Annotated in this window: 22 protein-coding genes; 5 read left to right on the forward strand and 17 right to left on the reverse strand. The window is 73.5% G+C overall.

The features are described 5' to 3' along the window. Window positions 1-56: 56 nt before the first annotated feature. On the reverse strand, window positions 57-323 hold the full coding sequence (locus tag DEH69_RS07100; protein WP_113686014.1) for a hypothetical protein: 267 nt from the start codon (window positions 321-323) through the stop codon (window positions 57-59). A gap of 190 nt (window positions 324-513) precedes the next feature. Between DEH69_RS07100 and DEH69_RS07105 the strand changes: the two genes are divergently transcribed. Beyond that, window positions 514-1,509 carry an NAD-dependent epimerase/dehydratase family protein gene (locus DEH69_RS07105; RefSeq protein WP_113686015.1) on the forward strand — a complete coding sequence of 332 codons (996 nt, stop codon included), beginning with the start codon at window positions 514-516 and terminating at the stop codon, window positions 1,507-1,509. 133 nt (window positions 1,510-1,642) lie between these two features. On the opposite strand, the gene DEH69_RS07110 is transcribed toward DEH69_RS07105, so the two are convergent. From DEH69_RS07110 to DEH69_RS33590, 3 genes are all read right to left on the reverse strand, one after another. Then, complete coding sequence (locus DEH69_RS07110) at window positions 1,643-2,038, reverse strand: rhodanese-like domain-containing protein (RefSeq protein WP_113686016.1); 396 nt, start codon at window positions 2,036-2,038, stop codon at window positions 1,643-1,645. Beyond that, window positions 2,035-2,502, reverse strand: a complete 468-nt coding sequence (locus DEH69_RS07115) for a cysteine dioxygenase family protein (RefSeq protein WP_113686017.1) — start codon at window positions 2,500-2,502, stop codon at window positions 2,035-2,037. Before DEH69_RS07115 ends, DEH69_RS07110 begins: the two co-directional genes overlap by 4 nt. 111 nt (window positions 2,503-2,613) lie before the next feature. Then, a complete protein-coding gene (locus tag DEH69_RS33590; RefSeq protein WP_369008264.1) occupies window positions 2,614-2,700 on the reverse strand; it encodes a putative leader peptide in 87 nt (28 codons plus the stop codon). Between the two features lie 115 nt (window positions 2,701-2,815). On the opposite strand from DEH69_RS33590, the gene DEH69_RS33595 reads away from it, so the two are divergent. Beyond that, window positions 2,816-2,899 (forward strand): putative leader peptide, encoded by an 84-nt coding sequence (locus tag DEH69_RS33595; RefSeq protein ID WP_107484989.1) that lies wholly within the window; start codon window positions 2,816-2,818, stop codon window positions 2,897-2,899. 212 nt (window positions 2,900-3,111) lie between these two features. Then, window positions 3,112-3,681: a winged helix-turn-helix domain-containing protein gene (locus tag DEH69_RS07125; RefSeq protein ID WP_113686018.1), complete on the forward strand. Its 570-nt coding sequence runs from the start codon at window positions 3,112-3,114 to the stop codon at window positions 3,679-3,681. Here the strand turns inward: DEH69_RS07125 and DEH69_RS07130 are convergent, their stop codons facing one another. The 13 genes from DEH69_RS07130 to DEH69_RS07185 form a co-directional block, all read right to left on the reverse strand. Next, a complete protein-coding gene (locus tag DEH69_RS07130; protein ID WP_113686019.1) occupies window positions 3,682-4,491 on the reverse strand; it encodes a sirohydrochlorin chelatase in 810 nt (269 codons plus the stop codon). It lies immediately after the preceding gene. Then, window positions 4,488-5,384, reverse strand: a complete 897-nt coding sequence (locus DEH69_RS07135; RefSeq protein ID WP_113686020.1) for an ABC transporter permease — start codon at window positions 5,382-5,384, stop codon at window positions 4,488-4,490. The genes DEH69_RS07130 and DEH69_RS07135 overlap by 4 nt, the downstream gene beginning before the upstream one ends. Next, window positions 5,371-6,177, reverse strand: a complete 807-nt coding sequence (locus DEH69_RS07140; protein WP_113686021.1) for an ABC transporter ATP-binding protein — start codon at window positions 6,175-6,177, stop codon at window positions 5,371-5,373. The genes DEH69_RS07135 and DEH69_RS07140 overlap by 14 nt, the downstream gene beginning before the upstream one ends. Window positions 6,178-6,215: 38 nt before the next feature. Continuing rightward, window positions 6,216-7,352: an aliphatic sulfonate ABC transporter substrate-binding protein gene (locus DEH69_RS07145; RefSeq protein WP_113686022.1), complete on the reverse strand. Its 1,137-nt coding sequence runs from the start codon at window positions 7,350-7,352 to the stop codon at window positions 6,216-6,218. Window positions 7,353-7,584: 232 nt separating this feature from the next. Beyond that, the gene (locus tag DEH69_RS07150; RefSeq protein ID WP_113686023.1) at window positions 7,585-8,946 is read right to left on the reverse strand and encodes a sulfate adenylyltransferase subunit 1; all 1,362 of its coding nucleotides are present in this window, start codon (window positions 8,944-8,946) and stop codon (window positions 7,585-7,587) included. Continuing rightward, window positions 8,946-9,884: a sulfate adenylyltransferase subunit CysD gene (cysD, locus tag DEH69_RS07155; RefSeq protein WP_113686024.1), complete on the reverse strand. Its 939-nt coding sequence runs from the start codon at window positions 9,882-9,884 to the stop codon at window positions 8,946-8,948. The genes DEH69_RS07150 and cysD overlap by 1 nt, the downstream gene beginning before the upstream one ends. Window positions 9,885-9,916: 32 nt before the next feature. Further along, the gene (gene cysC, locus DEH69_RS07160; RefSeq protein ID WP_113686025.1) at window positions 9,917-10,480 is read right to left on the reverse strand and encodes an adenylyl-sulfate kinase; all 564 of its coding nucleotides are present in this window, start codon (window positions 10,478-10,480) and stop codon (window positions 9,917-9,919) included. Window positions 10,481-10,508: 28 nt separating this feature from the next. Next, window positions 10,509-11,243: a phosphoadenylyl-sulfate reductase gene (locus tag DEH69_RS07165; RefSeq protein WP_113686026.1), complete on the reverse strand. Its 735-nt coding sequence runs from the start codon at window positions 11,241-11,243 to the stop codon at window positions 10,509-10,511. Window positions 11,244-11,263: 20 nt separating this feature from the next. Beyond that, on the reverse strand, window positions 11,264-11,467 hold the full coding sequence (locus tag DEH69_RS07170; RefSeq protein ID WP_113686027.1) for a hypothetical protein: 204 nt from the start codon (window positions 11,465-11,467) through the stop codon (window positions 11,264-11,266). A gap of 37 nt (window positions 11,468-11,504) precedes the next feature. Beyond that, window positions 11,505-13,241 (reverse strand): nitrite/sulfite reductase, encoded by a 1,737-nt coding sequence (locus DEH69_RS07175; RefSeq protein ID WP_113686028.1) that lies wholly within the window; start codon window positions 13,239-13,241, stop codon window positions 11,505-11,507. Between the two features lie 165 nt (window positions 13,242-13,406). Further along, on the reverse strand, window positions 13,407-13,490 hold the full coding sequence (locus tag DEH69_RS33600; RefSeq protein WP_369008265.1) for a putative leader peptide: 84 nt from the start codon (window positions 13,488-13,490) through the stop codon (window positions 13,407-13,409). 92 nt (window positions 13,491-13,582) lie between these two features. Beyond that, window positions 13,583-14,167, reverse strand: a complete 585-nt coding sequence (locus tag DEH69_RS07180; protein WP_113686160.1) for a GNAT family N-acetyltransferase — start codon at window positions 14,165-14,167, stop codon at window positions 13,583-13,585. Between the two features lie 264 nt (window positions 14,168-14,431). Continuing rightward, entirely contained in the window at window positions 14,432-16,084 is a 1,653-nt protein-coding gene (locus DEH69_RS07185; protein ID WP_113686029.1) for an acyl-CoA dehydrogenase family protein, read from the reverse strand. Window positions 16,085-16,233: 149 nt separating this feature from the next. Between DEH69_RS07185 and DEH69_RS07190 the strand changes: the two genes are divergently transcribed. After that, window positions 16,234-17,043, forward strand: coding sequence for an SAM-dependent methyltransferase (locus DEH69_RS07190; RefSeq protein ID WP_113686030.1), 810 nt, complete (start codon window positions 16,234-16,236; stop codon window positions 17,041-17,043). Between the two features lie 71 nt (window positions 17,044-17,114). Beyond that, window positions 17,115-18,011: a helix-turn-helix transcriptional regulator gene (locus DEH69_RS07195; protein WP_113686031.1), complete on the forward strand. Its 897-nt coding sequence runs from the start codon at window positions 17,115-17,117 to the stop codon at window positions 18,009-18,011. The last annotated feature ends 130 nt before the right edge of the window (window positions 18,012-18,141 follow it).

Raw genomic sequence — 18,141 nt, forward strand, 5'->3', positions numbered from 1 at the left:
GGGCAGGCCCGGAGGGTGCGCGCCACCGCGACCGACCACGCAGAGGTCGGCCACCCTCACACCGGTATCCGCCGCGCCCCGAACGCGCCGCCACCGCGGACGACCGCGCCCGCGAGGCCGGGGTCGGAGTCGGGGTTGGACAGGATCGGCGGGTACATCGTGCGGATCACGTCGCGCAGCTCGGCCAGCGCCTCCTCGGCGCCCTCGTGCGCCTCCCGCGGATCCCGCCACTGGGCGCGCACGCCCGCGGGGAGCGCCGGTGTGCGCTCCGGCGCGCGGACCCCGAGGTGCGCCGCCGCGCGGCGCCGGTGCCACTCCGCCATGCGCGCGACTCCCAGGGGATGTCCAGCGTCCGCGCGTGCGGGCCAGGGTGCGCCAGGCGCCGCGAGCCCGGCACTACCGCTGGCCGTACCTTTCTTTTGGGCCCGCCACCCCGCCCGTTTCGCTCTCGGTGAATTCGCCGACAGCAGTGCGCGCTTCCCCGCGCCCCCGCGGCCGGGGACGCTGGCCGCCATGCGACCCACACGACTGCTGATCCTGGGCGGCACCACGTTCGTCGGCCGCGCCCTCGCCGAGGACGCGCTGGCCAGGGGCTGGTCCGTCACCACGTTCAACCGGGGCAACGCGCGGCCCCCGCGAGGCGCCGTCCCGCTGCGCGGCGACCGCACCACGGACGGCGGCCTGGCCGCGCTGGCCGAGGGGGAGTGGGACCTGGTCGTCGACACATGGAGCAACGCCCCGCGCGCCGTGCGGGACGCCGCCCGCCTGCTGGCGGGCCGCGCGCGGCACTTCACCTATGTGTCGAGCCGCTCCGTCTACGCGTGGCCGATCCCCGCGGGGGCGGACGAGGGCGCGCCCGTCGTCGACGCCTCGCCCGACGCGGACGTCACCGAGTACGCCGCGGACAAGCGCGGCGGCGAGCTGGCCGCCGAGGCGGAGTTCGGCCGCGACCTGACGCTGTTCGTGCGCTGCGGCCTGATCCTCGGCCCGCACGAGAACGTCGGCCGCCTGCCCTGGTGGCTGGCCCGCGTCGCCCGCGGCGGGCCCGTGCTGGCCCCGGGGCCCCGCGAGCTGCCGCTCCAGTACGTCGACGCCCGCGACCTGGCCCGCTGGGCGCTCGACGCGGCCGAACGCGGCCTCTTCGGGCCCGTGGACCTGGTGAGCCCGTCGGGGCACGCGACGATGGGCGAGCTGCTCGACGCCTGTGTCGCGGCCACCGGGTCGGCCACGGCCGAGCTGCGCTGGACCGCGCCCGAGCGCGTCGAGGCCGCGGGGATCGCGGGCTGGACGGAGCTGCCGATCTGGACGCCGCCCGGGGAGTTCCACGACGCGCTGCACCGCTCCGACGTCACGCGCGCGCTGGCGACGGGCCTGCGGTGCAGGCCGGTGGGGGAGACGGTGGCCGACACCTGGCGGTGGCTCGTCTCGCTCGGCGGCGCGCCGCCCGCCGTTCCCGAACGCGGGCCGCTCGGCCTCGACCCCGCGAAGGAGGCCGCGGCCCTGGCCTGAACACCGGCACCGAATACCCGGCCCCCGAACACCGGCACCGAATACCCGGCCCCCGAACACCGGCCCCGAACACCGGCCCCGAACACCCGGCCCCCGAACACCGGCACTGAACGAGCCGCGGGGCGCGGGGGGTTCAGCGGGCGGGCGGGGTGACGGGCAGGCCAGCGGCGCGCCACGCCTGGAAGCCGCCCGCCAGGTCCGTCGCGCGGGGCAGGCCGATCGCGCGCAGGGACGCCGCGGCGAGCGAGGACGCGTAGCCCTCGTCGCACAGCACGATCCACCGCACGTCGCGGCTCGTCGCCTCCGGCACCGACGCGCCGCTCGACGGGTCGCAGCGCCACTCCAGGTGGTTGCGCTCGATGAGGAGCGCGCCGGGGATCGTGCCGTCCGCAGCGCGCTGGAACTCAGGGCGCGTGTCCACCAGCACCGCGCCCTCGCGCGCCGCCTCGTGCGCCTCCTGAGGCGTCACGCGGTCCAGGTCCCGGCGCGCGTGCGCCAGATGTGCGTCGATGCCCAGGGGGCCGCTCATGCGGTCACCGGCTCCATCCGTGAGAGCACCAGTCCGCCGTCCGCGTCCAGGCGGTAGTAGGACTGGGTGGTGAGGGCGGGCGCGTAGGCGTGGATGCTGACCGCGGGACCGCCGTCCCCGTTGGTCACCTCGTGCACATAGTGCGGCCCGAACGGCCTGACCCCGCCCACGTCCACCTGTCGGACAACGGGTCCGGCAGGTGGGAAGACGCGCTCGGTCAGCGTTCCCTGGACCACCCCGAACGCCCCCGACGAGCCGCCGTGGTCGTGGATCTCGGTGCCCTGGCCGGGCAGCCAGGTCAGCAGCCAGACCTCGAAGTCGGCGTTGCGCTCCAGGCGTCGGTACCAGCGGTCGGGGCGGGTGAAGCGCACCTGGGGGCGCCACAGGTCGGTGCGGGGGGCGAAGGAGCGGACGGTCCGCTCGAGTTCGGCGGGCGTGATGATCGCGGGCGTGGGCGCGGACATGGCTCGATCCTCGAAAAGGCGTGGGAAAAGGGCGGGCAACGCGAGGAAACACGAGAGAAACGGGAGGAATCTCCGCGCCCGAGCCAGGGGATACGGGCGAGCGCGGTCGTATCAGAATCGACCGCTACGACACAGCGCGCTGGCCACGCGGACCAGGTCCACGTGCCACCGTGAGAAGAAGCGCTTGCCGGTCGTCATGGGATCATGGATAGCCGGTCGCGCGCCCCGCCGTCAACCGGTGCTCAACCACTGGACCGGCTGGCGAATTGAAGTGCCTTGACGGTCAAGGAAAGTGCTGTCATGCTCGCATATCGTGAGCCAGGCTGATTTCCTCGTTGTGCGCCTGCATGTCGATCTCCGGCGGCAGGCCAGCGCCATCTGTGCCGCCGGTCGCTGACCCGCGCCCAGCCGGACTACTCCCGCATTTCCTCGCGATCTTCCGCGTGTTCACCATCCCGCATTCCGGATGAGACGGCGTACCGCCGCCCGGAGACGCGGGAGGAATTCGGCTGCCCTTATCTGTGGCCGCGATCCTCTTGACCATGCGGCCCCCTGGACCAAGCGCACCATCCGAGCGCACTCCCGGACAATGCGGAAAGGCGGCTTCACATGCCGACGCCGCGGCACCTCGCCGCTCTCCCGACACCACCCGATCTCTCCCGACTATCGTCCCTTTCCGAGCTGACCGATGTGACCGATGTGACCGATGTGACGGTGACCCTCGTCCCTCAGGCACTCGGCGGCGGCGCGGCGGACAACGCCGTTCCCCTCGTGGGGTATCTGGTCCTGGCCCCGGCCGGGACCAAGCTCACCCAGCTCGGCGAGATCCTCTCGGCGGCGTCGCAGCCCCCCGCCCCCACACCCGTGCGGGCGCCGGAGGCCAAGCGGCGCAGCGTGGCCGTGGACACCGACGAGCGCACCGCCACCGTGGACGGCAAGCCGCTCAGGCTCACCTATCTGGAATTCGAGCTGCTTGCCCACCTGGTGAGACACCCTCACCGTGTGTACACCAGGGAGCAACTGGTCGCCACCATCTGGGGCTATGGCCCCGTGGGGGACCAGCGCACCGTGGATGTGCACATCGCGCGGCTGCGCCGCAAGCTCGGCGCCGCCTATCGCGAGCGCATCGTCACCGTTCGCCGGGTCGGCTACAAGTATGTGCCGCCGCCCGGCGGTTGATCACCCGGCGAGCAGCGCGCGCCGAGGCGGGGTGACCGCCTCGGCGTAGCGCCGCAGCAGCAGCCGGGCCAGCTCGGGGGCGGGGCCGAGGACCGAGGCGGTCACCTCGGCCCCGCCCTCGGCCGCGCCCGCCGCGATGCGGTCGGGCAGCCGCCCCGGCGCGACGACGTACGGCGCCACGACCACGCGCCGCACCCCGGGCTCCGCGCGCAGCGCGCGCACCGCTTCGGCCGTCGTGGGCGACGCGGCCGACGCGTACGCCGTCGCCACCGCGCCCCAGCCCGCCGAGCGCCGCCACCGCGCGGCAAGCGCCTCCACGGTGGCAAGCGCCCCGGGGTCGGACGACCCGGCCGACGCCAACACGACGCCGGTGGAACGCCGTTCGGCGCCCGTCGGCGCCCCCGCCTCGGCCAGCCGCCGCTCCAGCGCGGCGAGCAGCAGCGGCGAGGGGCCGAGCACGTCGGCCCGCGCCACGCTCAGCCCGGGCAGCCTCTCGCTCGCGTCGGCGAGCGCCGCGGGGATGTCGGTCGTGGCGTGGAAGGCCCGTCCCAGCAGCAACGGCAGCGCCACGACGTGCCGTTCACCCGCCGCGTACAGCCCGGCCATGGCCCGGTCCACGCCCGGCGCGCAGAAGTCGAGGAAGCCCGTCGCCACGGTGAGCCCGGGCGCGAGCGCGCGCACCCGCGCCGTCAGCGCCGCGACGGTCGCCGCGTGGCGCGGGTCGCGGCTGCCGTGCGCCACGACGAGCAGGGCAGGGGCGGGCGCCGTCCGGCGCCCGCCCCTGGCTCGCTGAGGGGTGCCCTGGCTCATGAGACGCGGGCCAGCAGCCCTCTGCCGCGCAGCACCCGCCGTTCGAGCGGGGAGAAGAACAGCAGGTCGATGGCCACCCCGACCACCAGGATCAGGATGATGGTCGCGAGCACCCCCGACATGTTCTGCATCGCGCGGTAGCCGTCCATGAGCTGCCCGAGGCCCGTGCCCAGGCTCGGGGACTGGACGATCAGCTCGGCCGCCATGAGCGAGCGCCAGGAGAACGCCCAGCCCTGCTTGAGCCCCGCCAGATAGCCGGGCAGCGCCGCGGGCAGCAGGACGTGCCGCACGCTGGTCAGCCCGCTGGCGCCCAGCATCCGCCCCGCGCGCAGATACAGCGGCGGGATCTGGTCGACGCCCGAGACGATGCCGTTGGCGATGGACGGCACGGCGCCCAGCAGCACCACCGCGTAGATCGTGCTGTTGGTGAGGCCGAACCAGATGATCGCCGCGGGCACCCACGCGATCGACGGCAGCGACTGCAGGCCGGTCAGCACCGGGCCGATCGCGGCCCGCACGACCTTGACCCGCGCCACGGCCAGGCCGAGCGGGGTGCCCACGGCGACCGCGATGACAAAGCCGAAGACGCCCCGCGAGACGCTGGTCCAGATGTATTCGAACAGGGTGCCCTGCCGCCACATCTCGGCGAACTCGTCGCCCACGTCCAGCGGGCTCGGCAGCGCGTCGTTCCGCCTCAGATCGGCCCAGTAGGCCCCCTGCCACACGGCGAGGACGAGCGCGATCGCCACCACGGGCGGCAGGACCTTGCTCACCAGGATCCGGCCGATGGGCGGCCGCTCCTGCGCGGTGGCCGGGGTCTCCAGGGCGTCGAGCCCCGCCTCGAGGCCCGCGAGGTCCTCGCTCCCCTTCTCCCTCGTCTCACTGCTGGCCATGGCGGCGGATCTCCTCCCTGAGGCGCTCGGTGATCTCCACCGAGAGCGCCGAGACGGCGGCGTCCTCGATGCGGCGCGGCTGCTCGATGTCCACCCGCCACTCGTGAACGACGCGCCCGGGCCGCGAGGACAGCAGCACGACGCGCTGCGCCAGCCTGACCGCCTCGCGGACGTTGTGCGTGACGAACAGGACCGAGACGCCCGTCTCGCGCCAGATCCGGGTCAGCTCCTCGTGCAGGACGTCGCGCGTGATGGCGTCGAGCGCGGCGAACGGCTCGTCCATCAGCAGCAGTTGGCTGTCCTGCGCCAGGGCTCTGGCGAGCGCGACGCGCTGCCGCATGCCGCCCGACAGCTCGTGCACGCGCTTGCCGTGCGCGCCGCCGAGCCGCACCAGCGTGAGCAGCCGCTCGGCCTCGGCCCGCCGTTCGCCCTGGGGAACGCCCCGCAGCCGCAGGGCGAGCTCGATGTTCTTGCCCGCGGTCAGCCAGGGGAAGAGCGCGTGGTCCTGGAACATCAGGGCGGGGCGCCCGCCCGGCACCGCGATGGTGCCCGCGGACGCCGCGTCGAGCCCCGCGGTCAGGTTGAGCAGGGTCGACTTCCCGCAGCCCGACGCGCCCAGCAGGGTCACGAACTCGCCAGGGGCGACGTCGAGCGTGATGTCGTCGAGCACGAGCTGCTGCTTGCCGCGGCGGCCGAAGGACTTCGACACATGGTCGAGGCGGACGGCGAACGGGGCGTCGGTGCCGCCGTCGGGATCTCCCGGCTCCTGGGACTTCCGGAGCGCTGTGGCCATCGAATGTCGCCTCCTGGGCGCGTCGGGGCGGGGGTCCGTCACTCGACGCCGAGACCGGCGTCATCGGTGATCTCGGGCAGCCCCTCTTCCGCCAGCACGCGGTTGAGGATGGACAGGTCGTAGATGCCCGTGAGGTCGGTCTCATCGAGCAGCCCGGCGGTCACCGCGTGCTCCGCTCCGGTCTTGAGGGTCGCCGCCAGCGGGTCGTTGAGGAACTCGACGTGGTCGAACGCCGGGTCGAGGATCTCGGGGGGCAGCTCGCTGCCGCCGGGCAGGGACGCGAGCTGCGCGTTGAACTGCTCCTTGGCCTCGTCGCGGTTCTCGTTGATCCAGGCGTTGGTGTGCACCACGCCGCGGACGACGGCCTCGACCACGTCCTCGTGCTCGGCGAGGAAGTCCTGCGAGGCGATCACATGGGTGACGACGAACTGCCCGTTCTCCCACAGCTCGCCCTCGTCGAGCAGCGTCTCGGCGCCCCTGCTGACCAGGTTGGCCGCGGTGGGCTCGGGCACCCAGGCGCCGTCGATGTCGCCGTTGTCGAACGCGGCGGGGATCTCGGCGTTGGGGATGCGGTAGACCTCGACGTCGCCCGAGCCGTCCTGGGCGTTGACCTCGTACCCCTCCTCGGCCAGGTAGTTGAGGAGGGCGACGTCCTGCGTGTTGCCCAGCTGCGGCGTGGCGATGCGGGCGCCCTCGAGGTCGTCGAGGCTCGGCACCGTCTCGGGGTTGGCCACCAGCGAGGCGCCGCCGGAGGCCGCGCCCGACACGACGCGCAGGCTCTCGCCGCCCGACTGGGCGAAGCCGTTGATCGCGGGGTTGGGGCCGATGAACGTCAGGTCCAGGTCGCCGGAGTTCAGCGCCTCGATCGCGGAGGGGCCGGCGTTGAATATCTGCGTGTTCACCTCGGTGCCGCCGAGCTGCTCGCGGATCAGGCCGCCGTCCTGGAGGCCCACCACGGCGGTGGCGTGGGTGATGTTCGCGAAGTAGCCGATGGAGACCTCGTCGGCGGACAGCGCCTCGCCGCCCGCGGTCTCCTCGTTCGACGCCGAGGGCTCGTCGTCGTTGTCCGAGCCGTAGCCGCACGCGGCGACTGCGGTCAGCAGCAGGGGCAGGACAACGGCGCTGGCGCCGGAGCGGCGGAGCCGTCTCGGGCCCGAGGTGCGGGGAGCGGTCACGGTGGATCGGGTCCTCTCGGAAGGGCGGAACGCGGCGAACGTTGAGGGGGAACGGCGGGGCGTGGGGAAACGGCAGGGCGCGGGGAAACGGCAGGGCACGGGCGAACGGGCCGCCCGCGCGAGGCTGTTCAGCCCGCACAGGGCCCCATGCCGCCGTGGCCGCTGCCGAGCGCGCCGCTTCCCACGCGCCCGCCCTCCTTGGCGAAGGTGGCGAACACCCCGCCAGCGCCGTTCAGAAGTCCCATGCGGCGTCCTCCGCGCTCGGGGCCGAAGGCCCCTTGGCCTTCCCGAACGCCTCTCCCGCCATCCCCGCGGTCAGCGTCGCGCCGTCCGCGGGGTCGATCAGCAGCAACGAGCCGGTGGAACGCGAGTCCGCGTAGGCGTCCACGGCCAGCGGCTCCGATGTGCGCAGCGTCACGCGGCCGATGTCGTTGGCCACCAGCTCGCCGGGGTCCGGATGGTGGGACAGGTCGTCCAGGGTGAGACGCGAAGGGATCTCCTTGACGATCGCCTTGACCGTGCGGGTCGCGTGCTTCAGCAGCACGCGCGCCCCCGGCGTGAGCGGCCGATCGTGCAGGTGGCACACCGTGGCGGTGAGCTCCCTGGCCGCCGTGGCCGCGCCCTCGACCGGGGCGATCAGGTCGCCGCGCGAGATGTCGAGGTCGTCGGCGAGGGTGAGCGTCACCGACTGCGGGGCCCAGGCGACGTCGAGGGACTGGCCCAGCGCGTCGATGCCCTCGATCCGGCTGGTCAGCCCCGAGGGCTGGACGACCACCCGCTGGCCCACGCGCAGCACGCCCGACGAGATCTGCCCCGCGTAGCCGCGGAAGTCGGGGTGCTCGGGCGTGCCGGGCCTGATGACGTACTGCACGGGGAAGCGCGCGGGGTCGTCGGTCGGGTCGTGCGTGACCGGCACGGACTCCAGGTGTTCGAGCACGGTGGGGCCGCCGTACCAGTCCATCGCGGCCGACGGCGTCACGACGTTGTCCCCGGCGAGCGCGGAGATGGGGATCGCGGTGACCTCGGGGACGCCGAGCGAGGCGGCGTACGCGGTGAACTCCCCGGCGATGCGGGCGAACACCGGCTCGGCGTAGCCGGCGAGGTCCATCTTGTTGACGGCCAGCACCACATGGGGCACCCGCAGCAGCGCGGCGACGGCGGCGTGCCTGCGGGTCTGCTCGACCACGCCGTTGCGCGCGTCCACCAGGATGATCGCCAGCTCGGCGGTCGAGGCGCCCGTGACCATGTTCCGGGTGTACTGCACATGCCCCGGGGTGTCGGCCAGGATGAAACGCCGCCTGGCCGTGGCGAAGTAGCGGTAGGCGACGTCGATGGTGATGCCCTGCTCGCGCTCGGCCCGCAGGCCGTCGGTCAGCAGCGCGAGGTCCACGGACTCCTGGCCCCGGTTGCGCGAGGCCAGCTCGACGGCCTCCAACTGGTCGGCGAGCACCGACTTGGAGTCGTGCAGCAGCCGCCCGACCAGCGTGGACTTGCCGTCGTCCACCGAGCCCGCGGTGGCGAAGCGCAGCAGCGCCGTGCTGGAGAGCGACTCGGGGCCCGCGGCCGCGGGCGTGCTGGCGGTGGCGCCGGTCATCAGAAGTACCCCTCGCGCTTGCGGTCCTCCATGGCGGCCTCGGACAGCCGGTCGTCGGCCCTGGTCGCGCCCCGCTCGGTGAGCCGGGACGCGGCGATCTCGGCGATGATCCGCTCGATCGTCTCCGCGTCCGAGTCCACCGCCCCCGTGCACGACATGTCCCCGACGGTGCGGTAGCGCACCAGGCGCGTCTCGACGGGCTCGCCGTCCCGCGGCCCGCCCCACCCGCCCGGGGCCAGCCACATCCCGCCGCGGTGGAAGACCTCGCGCTCGTGGGCGTAGTAGATCTCGGGGATCTCGATCTTCTCGCGGGCGATGTACTGCCAGACGTCCAACTCCGTCCAGTTGGACAGGGGGAAGACCCGCACATGCTCGCCGGGCGCGTGCCGCCCGTTGTACAGCTGCCACAGCTCGGGGCGCTGGCGGCGCGGGTCCCAGCCGCCGAACTCGTCCCGCAGCGAGAACACCCGCTCCTTCGCGCGCGCCTTCTCCTCGTCGCGCCGCCCGCCGCCGAAGACGGCGTCGAAGCGGTGCGTCTCGATCGCGTCGAGCAGCGGCACCGTCTGGAGGGGGTTGCGCGTGCCGTCGGGGCGCTCGCGCAGCCGCCCGTCGTCGATGAACTCCTGCACGGACGCGACGTGCAGGCGCAGCCCGTGCAGCGCCACGACGCGGTCGCGGTAGGCGATGACCTCGGGGAAGTTGTGCCCGGTGTCGACATGCAGCAGCGCGAACGGCAGCGGCGCGGGCGCGAACGCCTTGAGCGCCAGGTGCAGCATGACGATCGAGTCCTTGCCGCCGGAGAACAGGATCACGGGCCGCTCGAACTCCCCGGCCACCTCGCGGAAGATGTGCACCGCCTCGGACTCCAGGACGTCCAGGTGGGACAGCGCGTAGGGGCTCCCGCTGAGGGAACCGGCCAGGTGGGCCGTCGTGGTCATGCCGCCTTCCTCTCGCTCGTCCGTTGCCCCGCTCATGCCAGCCCCCGCTCGGCCAGCAGCGCGTGGAGCGCCGCGGCCGACTCGTCGACGGTCTGCTCGTGCGTGTGGATCCGCAGGTCAGGGGCGTCCGGCACCTCGTAGGGGTCGTCAACGCCGGTGAGACCGGTCAGCGCGCCCGCGGCCTGCTTGGCGTACAGGCCCTTCACATCCCGCTCGGAGCAGACCTCGACGGGCGTGGCCACGTGCACCTCCAGGTAGTCGGTGCCCGCCTTCTGGTGCCGCTTGCGCACCGCCTCGCGGCTGTCGGCGTAGGGGGCGATGACCGGCACCAGGGCGATCACCCCGTGCGAGGCGAGCAACTGGGCGACGAACCCGATGCGTTGCACGTTGGTGTGCCGGTCGTCGCGGCTGAAGCCCAGGCCCGCGGACAGGAACTCCCTGACCTCGTCGCCGTCGAGCACATCCACGCGCCGTCCTTCGGCGGCGAGCCGCGCGGCCAGGGCGCGGGCGATGGTGGTCTTGCCCGCGCTCGGCAGCCCTGTGAGCCAGATGGTGGCGCCGCGTGGCGGTGTCCCGCTCGCGCCCGTGCCGCTCATGTCGCGTGTCCTCGTCGTCGGCGTCATGTCAGCCGTGCAATCCGCACTCGGTCTTGCCGAGGCCAGCCCAGCGCCCGGCGCGCGGGTCCTCGCCCGCCGCGACGCGGCGGGTGCAGGGGGCGCAGCCTATGGACGCGTAGCCGTCCTGGAGGAGCGGATTGGTGAGCACTCCGTGCTCCGCGACATAGGCTTCCACATCCGCCTGGCTCCAGGCCGCTATCGGGGCAATCTTCACCTTTTCGCGTCGGGGATCCCAGCCGACGACGGGGGTGTTCGCGCGCGTCGGGGACTCGTCGCGGCGCAGGCCCGTCGCCCACGCGTCGTAGGAGGCGAGGCCGCGTTCGAGCACCTGGACCTTGCGCATCGCGCAGCAGCGGTCGGGATCGCGCTCGAACAGCCGGGGCCCGTGCGCCGCGTCCTGCTCGGCGACGGTGGCGGCCGGGGCGAGGGTAATGACGTTGACCTCCATGACGGCGGCGACGGCGTCGCGCGTGCCGATGGTCTCGGGGAAGTGGTAGCCGGTGTCGAGGAACAGCACGTCGACGCCGGGCAGCGCGCGCGAGGCGAGGTGGGCCACGACGGCGTCCTCCATCGACGAGGTGACGCACAGCCGCGGGCCGAACGCGTCGGCGGCCCAGCGCAGGATGTCGAGGGCGGGGGCGCCCTCGAGTTCGCGCCCGGCGCGCTCGGCGAGCGCGCGCAGGCGCTCGGCACGGGCGGGCGCGCCGTCGGAGCGGGGGCCTGTCGTGGTGGTGGCGGTCATCGTGCCCTCCTGAAGCGTCGTCAGCGTGCTTCCGCGGCGCCGTTGCCGTCGTCGGTGGGGTGGGGCGTGTCGCGGGCCAGGCCCCTGGCGAGGAGGCCGAGGAACGACAGGCGGAACGCGCGGTTGCAGGCCGCGCACTCCCAGGCGCCGTGCCCCTCCTCGCTGGGGCGAAGGTCCTCGTCCCCGCAGTAGGGGCAGTAGAACGGGGCGGCTCGCTCGCTCATGCGGCGCCCCCGCTTCCCGCCGGCGCCAAGGCCCGGGTCATGACAGCGACTCCTCGTCGGCGCGGGCCGCCCACCGGGCGAAGCGCTCGCCGGGCTCGCGCTGTTCGGTGAAGCGGACCAGCACGCGCTCGACGTAGTCGGCGAGTCCCGCGGCGGTGACCTTCAGGCCGCGGACCTTGCGGCCGAAGCCGGGTTCGAGGCCGAGCGAGCCGCCGAGGTGGACCTGGAACCCCTCGACCTGGTTGCCGTCCGCGTCGGTGACCAGCTGCCCCTTGAGACCGATGTCCGCGATCTGGATGCGGGCGCAGGAGTTGGGGCAGCCGTTGACGTTGATGGTGAGCGGCTCGTCGAAGTCGGGGAGGCGGCGCTCCATCTCCTCGATGAGCCACGTCGCGCGGGCCTTGGTCTCGACGATGGCGAGCTTGCAGAACTCGATGCCGGTGCAGGCCATGGTCCCGCGCCTGAACGTCGAGGGCCGCGTGGTCAGATCGAGCGCGGCCAGGCCATCGGTGAGCGCGTCCACCTGGTCCTTCGGCACGTCGAGGACGATCATCTTCTGCTCGACGGTGGTGCGCACGCGCGAGGAGCCGTGCGCCTCGGCCAGGTCGGCGATCTTGGCGAGCGTGCCGCCGTCGACGCGGCCCACGCGGGGCGCGAAGCCGACGTAATAACGCCCGTCGCGCTGCCGGTGCACGCCCACGTGGTCGCGCCACTCGGCCACCGGCTGCTCGGGCGCGGGCCCGTCGGCGAGGCGGCGCAGCAGGTACTCGCGCTCGAGCACGTCGCGGAACCGCTCCGCGCCCCAGTCGGCCACCAGGAACTTGATGCGGGCGCGCGTGCGCAGCCGCCGGTAGCCGTGGTCGCGGAACAGGCCGACGATGCCCTCGTGCACGTCGGCCACCTCGTCGAGGGGCACCCAGGCGCCAAGCCTGACGCCGATCTTGGGGTTGGTGGAGAGCCCGCCGCCGACCCACACGTCGAAGCCGGGGCCGAGTTCGGGGTGCACGACGCCGACGAACGCCACGTCGTTGATCTCGTGCGCCACGTCGAGCAGGGGCGAACCCGAGACGGCCGTCTTGAACTTGCGCGGGAGGTTGGAGTACGCCTTGTTGCCCACCACGCGGCGGTGGATCTCCTCGACGGCGGGGGTGCCGTCGATGATCTCGTCCTCCGCGATTCCCGCGACCGGCGAGCCGAGCACGACGCGCGGGGTGTCGCCGCACGCCTCGGTCGTGGACAGGCCGACGCCCTCAAGGCGCCGCCAGATCTCCGGCATGTCCTCGATGCGGATCCAGTGGTACTGGATGTTCTGCCGGTCGGTGATGTCGGCGGTGCCGCGCGCGAACTCCTGGGAGATCTCGCCGATCACGCGCAGCTGCGCCGTGGTCAGCTGGCCGCCGTCGATGCGGACGCGGAGCATGAAGTACTCGTCGTCCAGCTCCTCGGGCTCCAGGATGGCCGTCCTGCCGCCGTCGATCCCCGGCCTGCGCTGGGTGTAGAGGCCCCACCAGCGCATCCGCCCGCGCAGGTCCTGGCCGTCGATCGAGTCGAACCCGCGGTGCGCGTAGATCGTCTCGATGCGCGTGCGGACGTTGAGGCCGTCGTCGTCCTTCTTGACCTGCTCGTTGGGGTTGAGCGGGGTGAAGTGGCCGGCCGCCCACTGGCCTTCGCCGCGGTGGCGGGCGGCCTTGCGGCGCCCCGGGGCGGCGGGCTTCTTCGCGTTCGCGGAACCGTTCGCCGGACCGTTCGCGGAACCGGGCGCGGAATCGGGCATCGTCGCGGCATCCTTTGTGAGGCGTTCGGATCTGCGGGCGGCAGGGCTGTGGGACCCCAGCCGGTTCAGCGCCCGCGGCGTCGCGGGGCAGGGCGGGGTCCGAAGCGCGGACGCGGGTGCTCGACCCGCGGACGGGAGGACGTGAGGCGGCTCAGTCCGAGGTGCTCACCATGCCGGACAGATGGCGCTGGACATGCGGCCAAGATCGACATGGCGCCGACTCACCAGTGCGATTCCAGCTGGGGACATGACGGCAGCGTGGCACGCGGTGACCCGCGAGTCCACCGTTATCCGAGACGTGGACGATGGAGTCCCACTATGTGATACAGGTAACGACCTGCTCACTGTGGGTCGAACGCCCCGGGCCAGGGTCCCGGGGTGGCGGTCAGCGGCTGGTCGGCCTCCGTCGTGTCGTACAACCTGAAGCCCCGACGCCGGTAGTTGGCCAGCGCGTGCGGCCCGTCGAGGGAGCAGGTGTGCACCCACACGCGCCGGGTCGGCGTCCCGCTCGGCAGGCGTTCCCCCAGGTCCCAGGCCCGTGCCAGCGCGACCGACAGCAGCTGGCCGCCGATGCCGCGGCCGCGGAACGCCGGGAGCAGCCCGAAGTAGGCCAGCTCCACCATGCCTTCCTCGCTCCCGTCGAGCTCGGCGAAGCCCGCGGGCGTGCCCCTGACCCAGGCCACCCAGGTCTCCACGCCAGGCCGGTCCAGATGCGCCAGCCACCGCGCATGGCTCCAGGGCAGCCGGTCGGTCCAGGTGACGTCCCCGCCCACCGCCGTATACAGGAACCGGCTGAACTCGGGGCTCGCCACCTCGGCCAGGGCGACCGTGAGACCGGCCGCCGCGCCGGGGGCGCGCGCGGGGGAGAGGTCGGACGGCGAGGTCTGCTCAAGCCACCATGTGGTCACCGTGGTCACCCTGGCCATCGCGGGGGCGGGCAGCGGGGCGTCGTTCACCCGGGCATTTCATCACACATGCCGTGCGCCCCCGTCGCACGGGCGGCCCGGGGCCGTCTCGTGGGGGGACGGTGTGGTCTTCTCAGGGCCGCGCGCCTCACACGCCCGTTCCCCGGCCTCCGCAGGGGTCACCAACCTTCGCGCCCGGCACCGCGCGTGTGCCCGTCCGCCGTTCCTCCCGCGGGTGGTCAAGACATCGCGTTGCCCGAAGGCGCCGGGGCAAACCTCCCGCCGTCAGCCCTCGTTGACCGGACGCGCCCGCTCGACGAGCGCGCCCAGGTCCGCGCCGCCCGGCAGCGTGCCGAACGCCGCGCCGCCCTCGCCGGCGAGCCGCGCCGCGCAGAACGCGTCGCCCACCGCGGGGGGCGCGTGCTGGACGAGCAGCGCCCCCTGGAGCACCAGCGCGAGCCGTTCGGTCAGCCGCCGCGCCCGCGCCTCGATGCCCGACAGGTCGGAGAGGTCGGTCAGCAGGTCCTTGATCGCCGCGTCGAGGCGGTGGTCCGCGCCCGAGGCGCGGCCGACCTCGGAGAGGAAGGCGTTCAACGCGCCCGGCTCGCGCTGGAGCGCGCGCAGCACGTCGAGCGCCTGCACATTGCCCGAGCCCTCCCAGATCGAGTTGAGCGGCGACTCGCGCAGCAGCCGCGGCATGCCCGACTCCTCGACATAGCCGTTGCCGCCGAGGCACTCGAGCGCCTCGGTCACCAGCGGCGTACAGCGCTTGGTCACCCAGTACTTGGCGGCGGGGACCGCGAGCCGCAGCAGGTGCCGCTCCTGTGCGCTGCCCGCCGCCGCGGCGTCGGCCGCGGCCGCGAGGCGCAGCATGAGCGCGGTGGCCGCCTCGGACTCCAGGGCCAGGTCGGCCAGCACGTTGCGCATGAGCGGCTTGTCGATCAGCCGCGCGCCGAACGCCTCGCGCCCCGCCGCGTGGTGCGCGGCCCGCGCCACCGCCTGCCGCATGATCGCCGCCGAGCCCGCCACGCAGTCGAGGCGCGTCGCGCTGACCATCTCGATGATGGTCGCCACGCCGCGCCCCTCGTCGCCGACCCGCCACGCGACCGTGCTGCCGTCGAACTCGACCTCGGCTGAGGCGTTGGAGCGGTTCCCGAGCTTGTCCTTGAGCCGCTGGATCAGAAAGGCGTTCCGCGTGCCGTCGGGCAGCACGCGCGGCAGCAGGAAGCAGGTGAGCCCGCCAGGCGCCTGGGCGAGCACGAGGAAGGCGTCCGACATCGGCGCCGAGCAGAACCACTTGTGGCCCGTGAGCGCGTACGCCCCCGGCTCGGCCAGCGGCTCGGCCCGCGTGGTGCCCGACCGCACGTCCGAGCCGCCCTGCTTCTCCGTCATCCCCATCCCGGCGAGCGCCCCGGCCTTCCCCGCGGCCGGGCCGGGGCCCGGGTCGTAGACGCGGGAGGTCAGCAACGGCTCCCAGACGGCGGCCAGTTCGGGCTGGGCGCGCAGCGCGGGCACCGCCGAGTGCGTCATCGACACCGGGCAGCCGTGCCCGGCCTCCACCTGCGACCACACGTAGAACCCCGCGGTGCGCCTGAGGTTCCCCCAGGGGCGCGACACCGCGTCGGTGAGCCCGGCCTCGACCGCGCGCCCGAGCAGCTGGTGCCACGCCGGGTGGAAGTCCACCTCGTCGATCCGGTGGCCGAAGCGGTCGTGCGTGCGCAGCACCGGCGGGTACGCGTTGGCCTGGGCACCCCACTCCTGTGCCTCGGCCGTGCCCGCCGTCCGGCCGAGCGCGGCCAGCTCCGCGGTCGCCTCGGCGGCCACCTCGGCGCCGATGTGCCGGGCGAAGCCCTCGGCGAGTGCCGCGTCCCCGCCGAAGACGTCGTGGCCGACGAGCGGTGATGACTGATTGGTCACGGTATGAGTGCTGCGCGTCATGCCGCTACGGTAGGCGCCCGCCCGCCCCGCGTCACCTCCCGAACGCGCGTCCCCTTCCCGGGCTCCTTCCGGCGTCCCCTCCCGGTCGTCGCCGCACGGGCCCCGGCTAGGGTGAAACGCCGCAACCGCCGTTCCCGAAAGGTGTCTTCGTGACGAACGCCCAGGCCGACGACGGGGCCGGGACGCCCGCCATCGACTCGTCGGTGCCGCACTCGGCCCGCATCTGGAACTACTGGCTCGGGGGCAAGGACTACTACGACGTCGACCGGCGCGCGGGCGACGCGATCCTGGACATCGCGCCCGGGATGCGGGCGTACGCGCGGGCGGACCGCGCGTTCCTGGGGCGCGCGGTGACCCATCTCGCGCGGGAGGCCGGGATCCGGCAGTTCCTGGACATCGGCACCGGGCTGCCCACCAGGGACAACACCCACGAGGTCGCCCAGCGCATCGCGCCCGAAAGCCGCGTCGTCTATGTGGACAACGACCCGCTCGTGCTCGCCCACGCCCGCGCGCTGCTCGGCAGCAGCCCCGAGGGCGCCACCGCCTATCTGGACGCGGACCTGCGCGACCCCGGGGCGATCCTGAGCGCCGCGCACGCGACCCTCGACTTCTCCCGCCCGGTCGCCGTCATGCTGCTCGGCATCGTCAACTACATCGCGGACCCGGACGAGGCCAAGGCGATAATCGGCCGTCTGCTCGACGAGGCGCCCTCCGGCAGCTATCTGGCGCTCTCCCACACCTCCGTGGGCCCCGGCACCGACGAGGCCGTCGCGTACTGGAACGAGCACGGCACCCCCAAGCTCACCCAGCGGACCGCGGCCCAGGTGACGGAGCTGTTCGACGGTCTTGAGCTGCTTGACCCGGGTGTGGTTCCGTGTTCGCGGTGGCGACCCGACACCCCTTCGACGACGGAGCCGGTCGCGGTGCACATCGTGGGCGGCATAGGGCGAAAGCCGTAACACGGGCCCCCTGTTCCTCGGGGCGGCTTTAGTACAGTTGGGCGCTCGCGGCTACTGCGATGGGAGCGGGCATGAGCGTGGTGAGCCAGGAGCGCGGCGTCGCTCGCCCCATCGACTACGGCCAGACGGGCCCCGCCGTCCCGCGGATGATCCTGGGCGCCAGGCTCCGCCAGCTCCGCGAGGCCCGCGGCATCACGGGCGCGGACGCCGGTGAGCGCATCCGCGCCTCGCACTCCAAGATCAGCCGCCTCGAGAGCGGCCGCACCGGCTTCAAGACCCGGGACGTGGAGGATCTGCTCACCCTCTACGGCGTCGTCGACCGGGGCGAGCGGGCCACGCTCCTCGCCCTGGCCCGGCAGTCGAACTCCGCGGGCTGGTGGCACGTCTACCACGACGTGGTCCCGGCCTGGCTGAATCTGTATCTCGGCCTCGAGCAGACGGCCATGGTCATCCGCGCGTATGAGCTCCAGTTCGTTCCCGGGCTGTTCCAGACCGAGGAGTACGCCAGGGCCGTCACGCGCCTCGGGTACGACGAGAGCGAGGAGCGCGTCGAACGCCGGGTGCGGCTGCGCATGGGCCGCGCCCTGATCCTGGAGCGCGCGAGGCCGCCCCATGTGTGGGTGGTGATCGACGAGGCGGCCCTGCGGCGCCGTGTGGGCGGCCAGGCGACGATGCGCCGCCAGCTCGCCCACCTGATCGAGGTCTCCGAGCTGCCGCATGTGACGATCCAGGTGGCACCGTTCAGCGCGGGCGCCCACGCGGCACTCGCCGGGCCCGTCACGATCCTGCGGCCGCCTGGCGGCGAGCTGCCCGACGTCGTGTACCTGGAGCAGATGACCGGCGGCGTCTACCCGGACAAGCCCGCCGAGATCGAGCAGTACCGCCACGTGATGAACCGCCTCGTCGTCGAGGCCGAGGCCCCCCACGCGACCCGCGACGTCATCCACCGGGTGATGCGCGAGCTGTAGTCCTCGCCGGACGGGCGGTGCTGTGGTCCTCGCCGGACGGGCAACGGGGACCGGCTCGCGCCGCCCGGCGCGGTGCCTGCTCCATGGGGGTACCTCGCGGCGGGAGGCGCCGGGCGGCGGGGGAGCTCCC

Source organism: Streptomyces sp. PT12 (assembly GCF_003311645.1).
GTDB lineage: Bacteria > Actinomycetota > Actinomycetes > Streptomycetales > Streptomycetaceae > Streptomyces.

What these genes read in the sequence shown, in the direction of transcription:
- DEH69_RS07170 (WP_113686027.1), bottom strand. Translation starts at nt 11,467, where the DNA reads ATGAGCGAGCGAGCCGCCCCGTTCTACTGCCCCTACTGCGGGGACGAG.
- DEH69_RS33590 (WP_369008264.1), bottom strand. Translation starts at nt 2,700, where the DNA reads ATGACGACCGGCAAGCGCTTCTTCTCACGGTGGCACGTGGACCTGGTC.
- DEH69_RS07115 (WP_113686017.1), bottom strand. Translation starts at nt 2,502, where the DNA reads ATGTCCGCGCCCACGCCCGCGATCATCACGCCCGCCGAACTCGAGCGG.
- DEH69_RS07150 (WP_113686023.1), bottom strand. Translation starts at nt 8,946, where the DNA reads ATGACCGGCGCCACCGCCAGCACGCCCGCGGCCGCGGGCCCCGAGTCG.
- DEH69_RS07125 (WP_113686018.1), top strand. Translation starts at nt 3,112, where the DNA reads ATGCCGACGCCGCGGCACCTCGCCGCTCTCCCGACACCACCCGATCTC.
- DEH69_RS07195 (WP_113686031.1), top strand. Translation starts at nt 17,115, where the DNA reads ATGAGCGTGGTGAGCCAGGAGCGCGGCGTCGCTCGCCCCATCGACTAC.
- DEH69_RS07135 (WP_113686020.1), bottom strand. Translation starts at nt 5,384, where the DNA reads ATGGCCAGCAGTGAGACGAGGGAGAAGGGGAGCGAGGACCTCGCGGGC.
- DEH69_RS07140 (WP_113686021.1), bottom strand. Translation starts at nt 6,177, where the DNA reads ATGGCCACAGCGCTCCGGAAGTCCCAGGAGCCGGGAGATCCCGACGGC.
- DEH69_RS07130 (WP_113686019.1), bottom strand. Translation starts at nt 4,491, where the DNA reads ATGAGCCAGGGCACCCCTCAGCGAGCCAGGGGCGGGCGCCGGACGGCG.
- DEH69_RS07180 (WP_113686160.1), bottom strand. Translation starts at nt 14,167, where the DNA reads ATGGCCAGGGTGACCACGGTGACCACATGGTGGCTTGAGCAGACCTCG.
- DEH69_RS07110 (WP_113686016.1), bottom strand. Translation starts at nt 2,038, where the DNA reads ATGAGCGGCCCCCTGGGCATCGACGCACATCTGGCGCACGCGCGCCGG.
- cysC (WP_113686025.1), bottom strand. Translation starts at nt 10,480, where the DNA reads ATGAGCGGCACGGGCGCGAGCGGGACACCGCCACGCGGCGCCACCATC.
- DEH69_RS07105 (WP_113686015.1), top strand. Translation starts at nt 514, where the DNA reads ATGCGACCCACACGACTGCTGATCCTGGGCGGCACCACGTTCGTCGGC.
- DEH69_RS33600 (WP_369008265.1), bottom strand. Translation starts at nt 13,490, where the DNA reads ATGTCCCCAGCTGGAATCGCACTGGTGAGTCGGCGCCATGTCGATCTT.
- DEH69_RS07165 (WP_113686026.1), bottom strand. Translation starts at nt 11,243, where the DNA reads ATGACCGCCACCACCACGACAGGCCCCCGCTCCGACGGCGCGCCCGCC.
- DEH69_RS07175 (WP_113686028.1), bottom strand. Translation starts at nt 13,241, where the DNA reads ATGCCCGATTCCGCGCCCGGTTCCGCGAACGGTCCGGCGAACGGTTCC.
- DEH69_RS07100 (WP_113686014.1), bottom strand. Translation starts at nt 323, where the DNA reads ATGGCGGAGTGGCACCGGCGCCGCGCGGCGGCGCACCTCGGGGTCCGC.
- DEH69_RS07185 (WP_113686029.1), bottom strand. Translation starts at nt 16,084, where the DNA reads ATGACGCGCAGCACTCATACCGTGACCAATCAGTCATCACCGCTCGTC.
- cysD (WP_113686024.1), bottom strand. Translation starts at nt 9,884, where the DNA reads ATGACCACGACGGCCCACCTGGCCGGTTCCCTCAGCGGGAGCCCCTAC.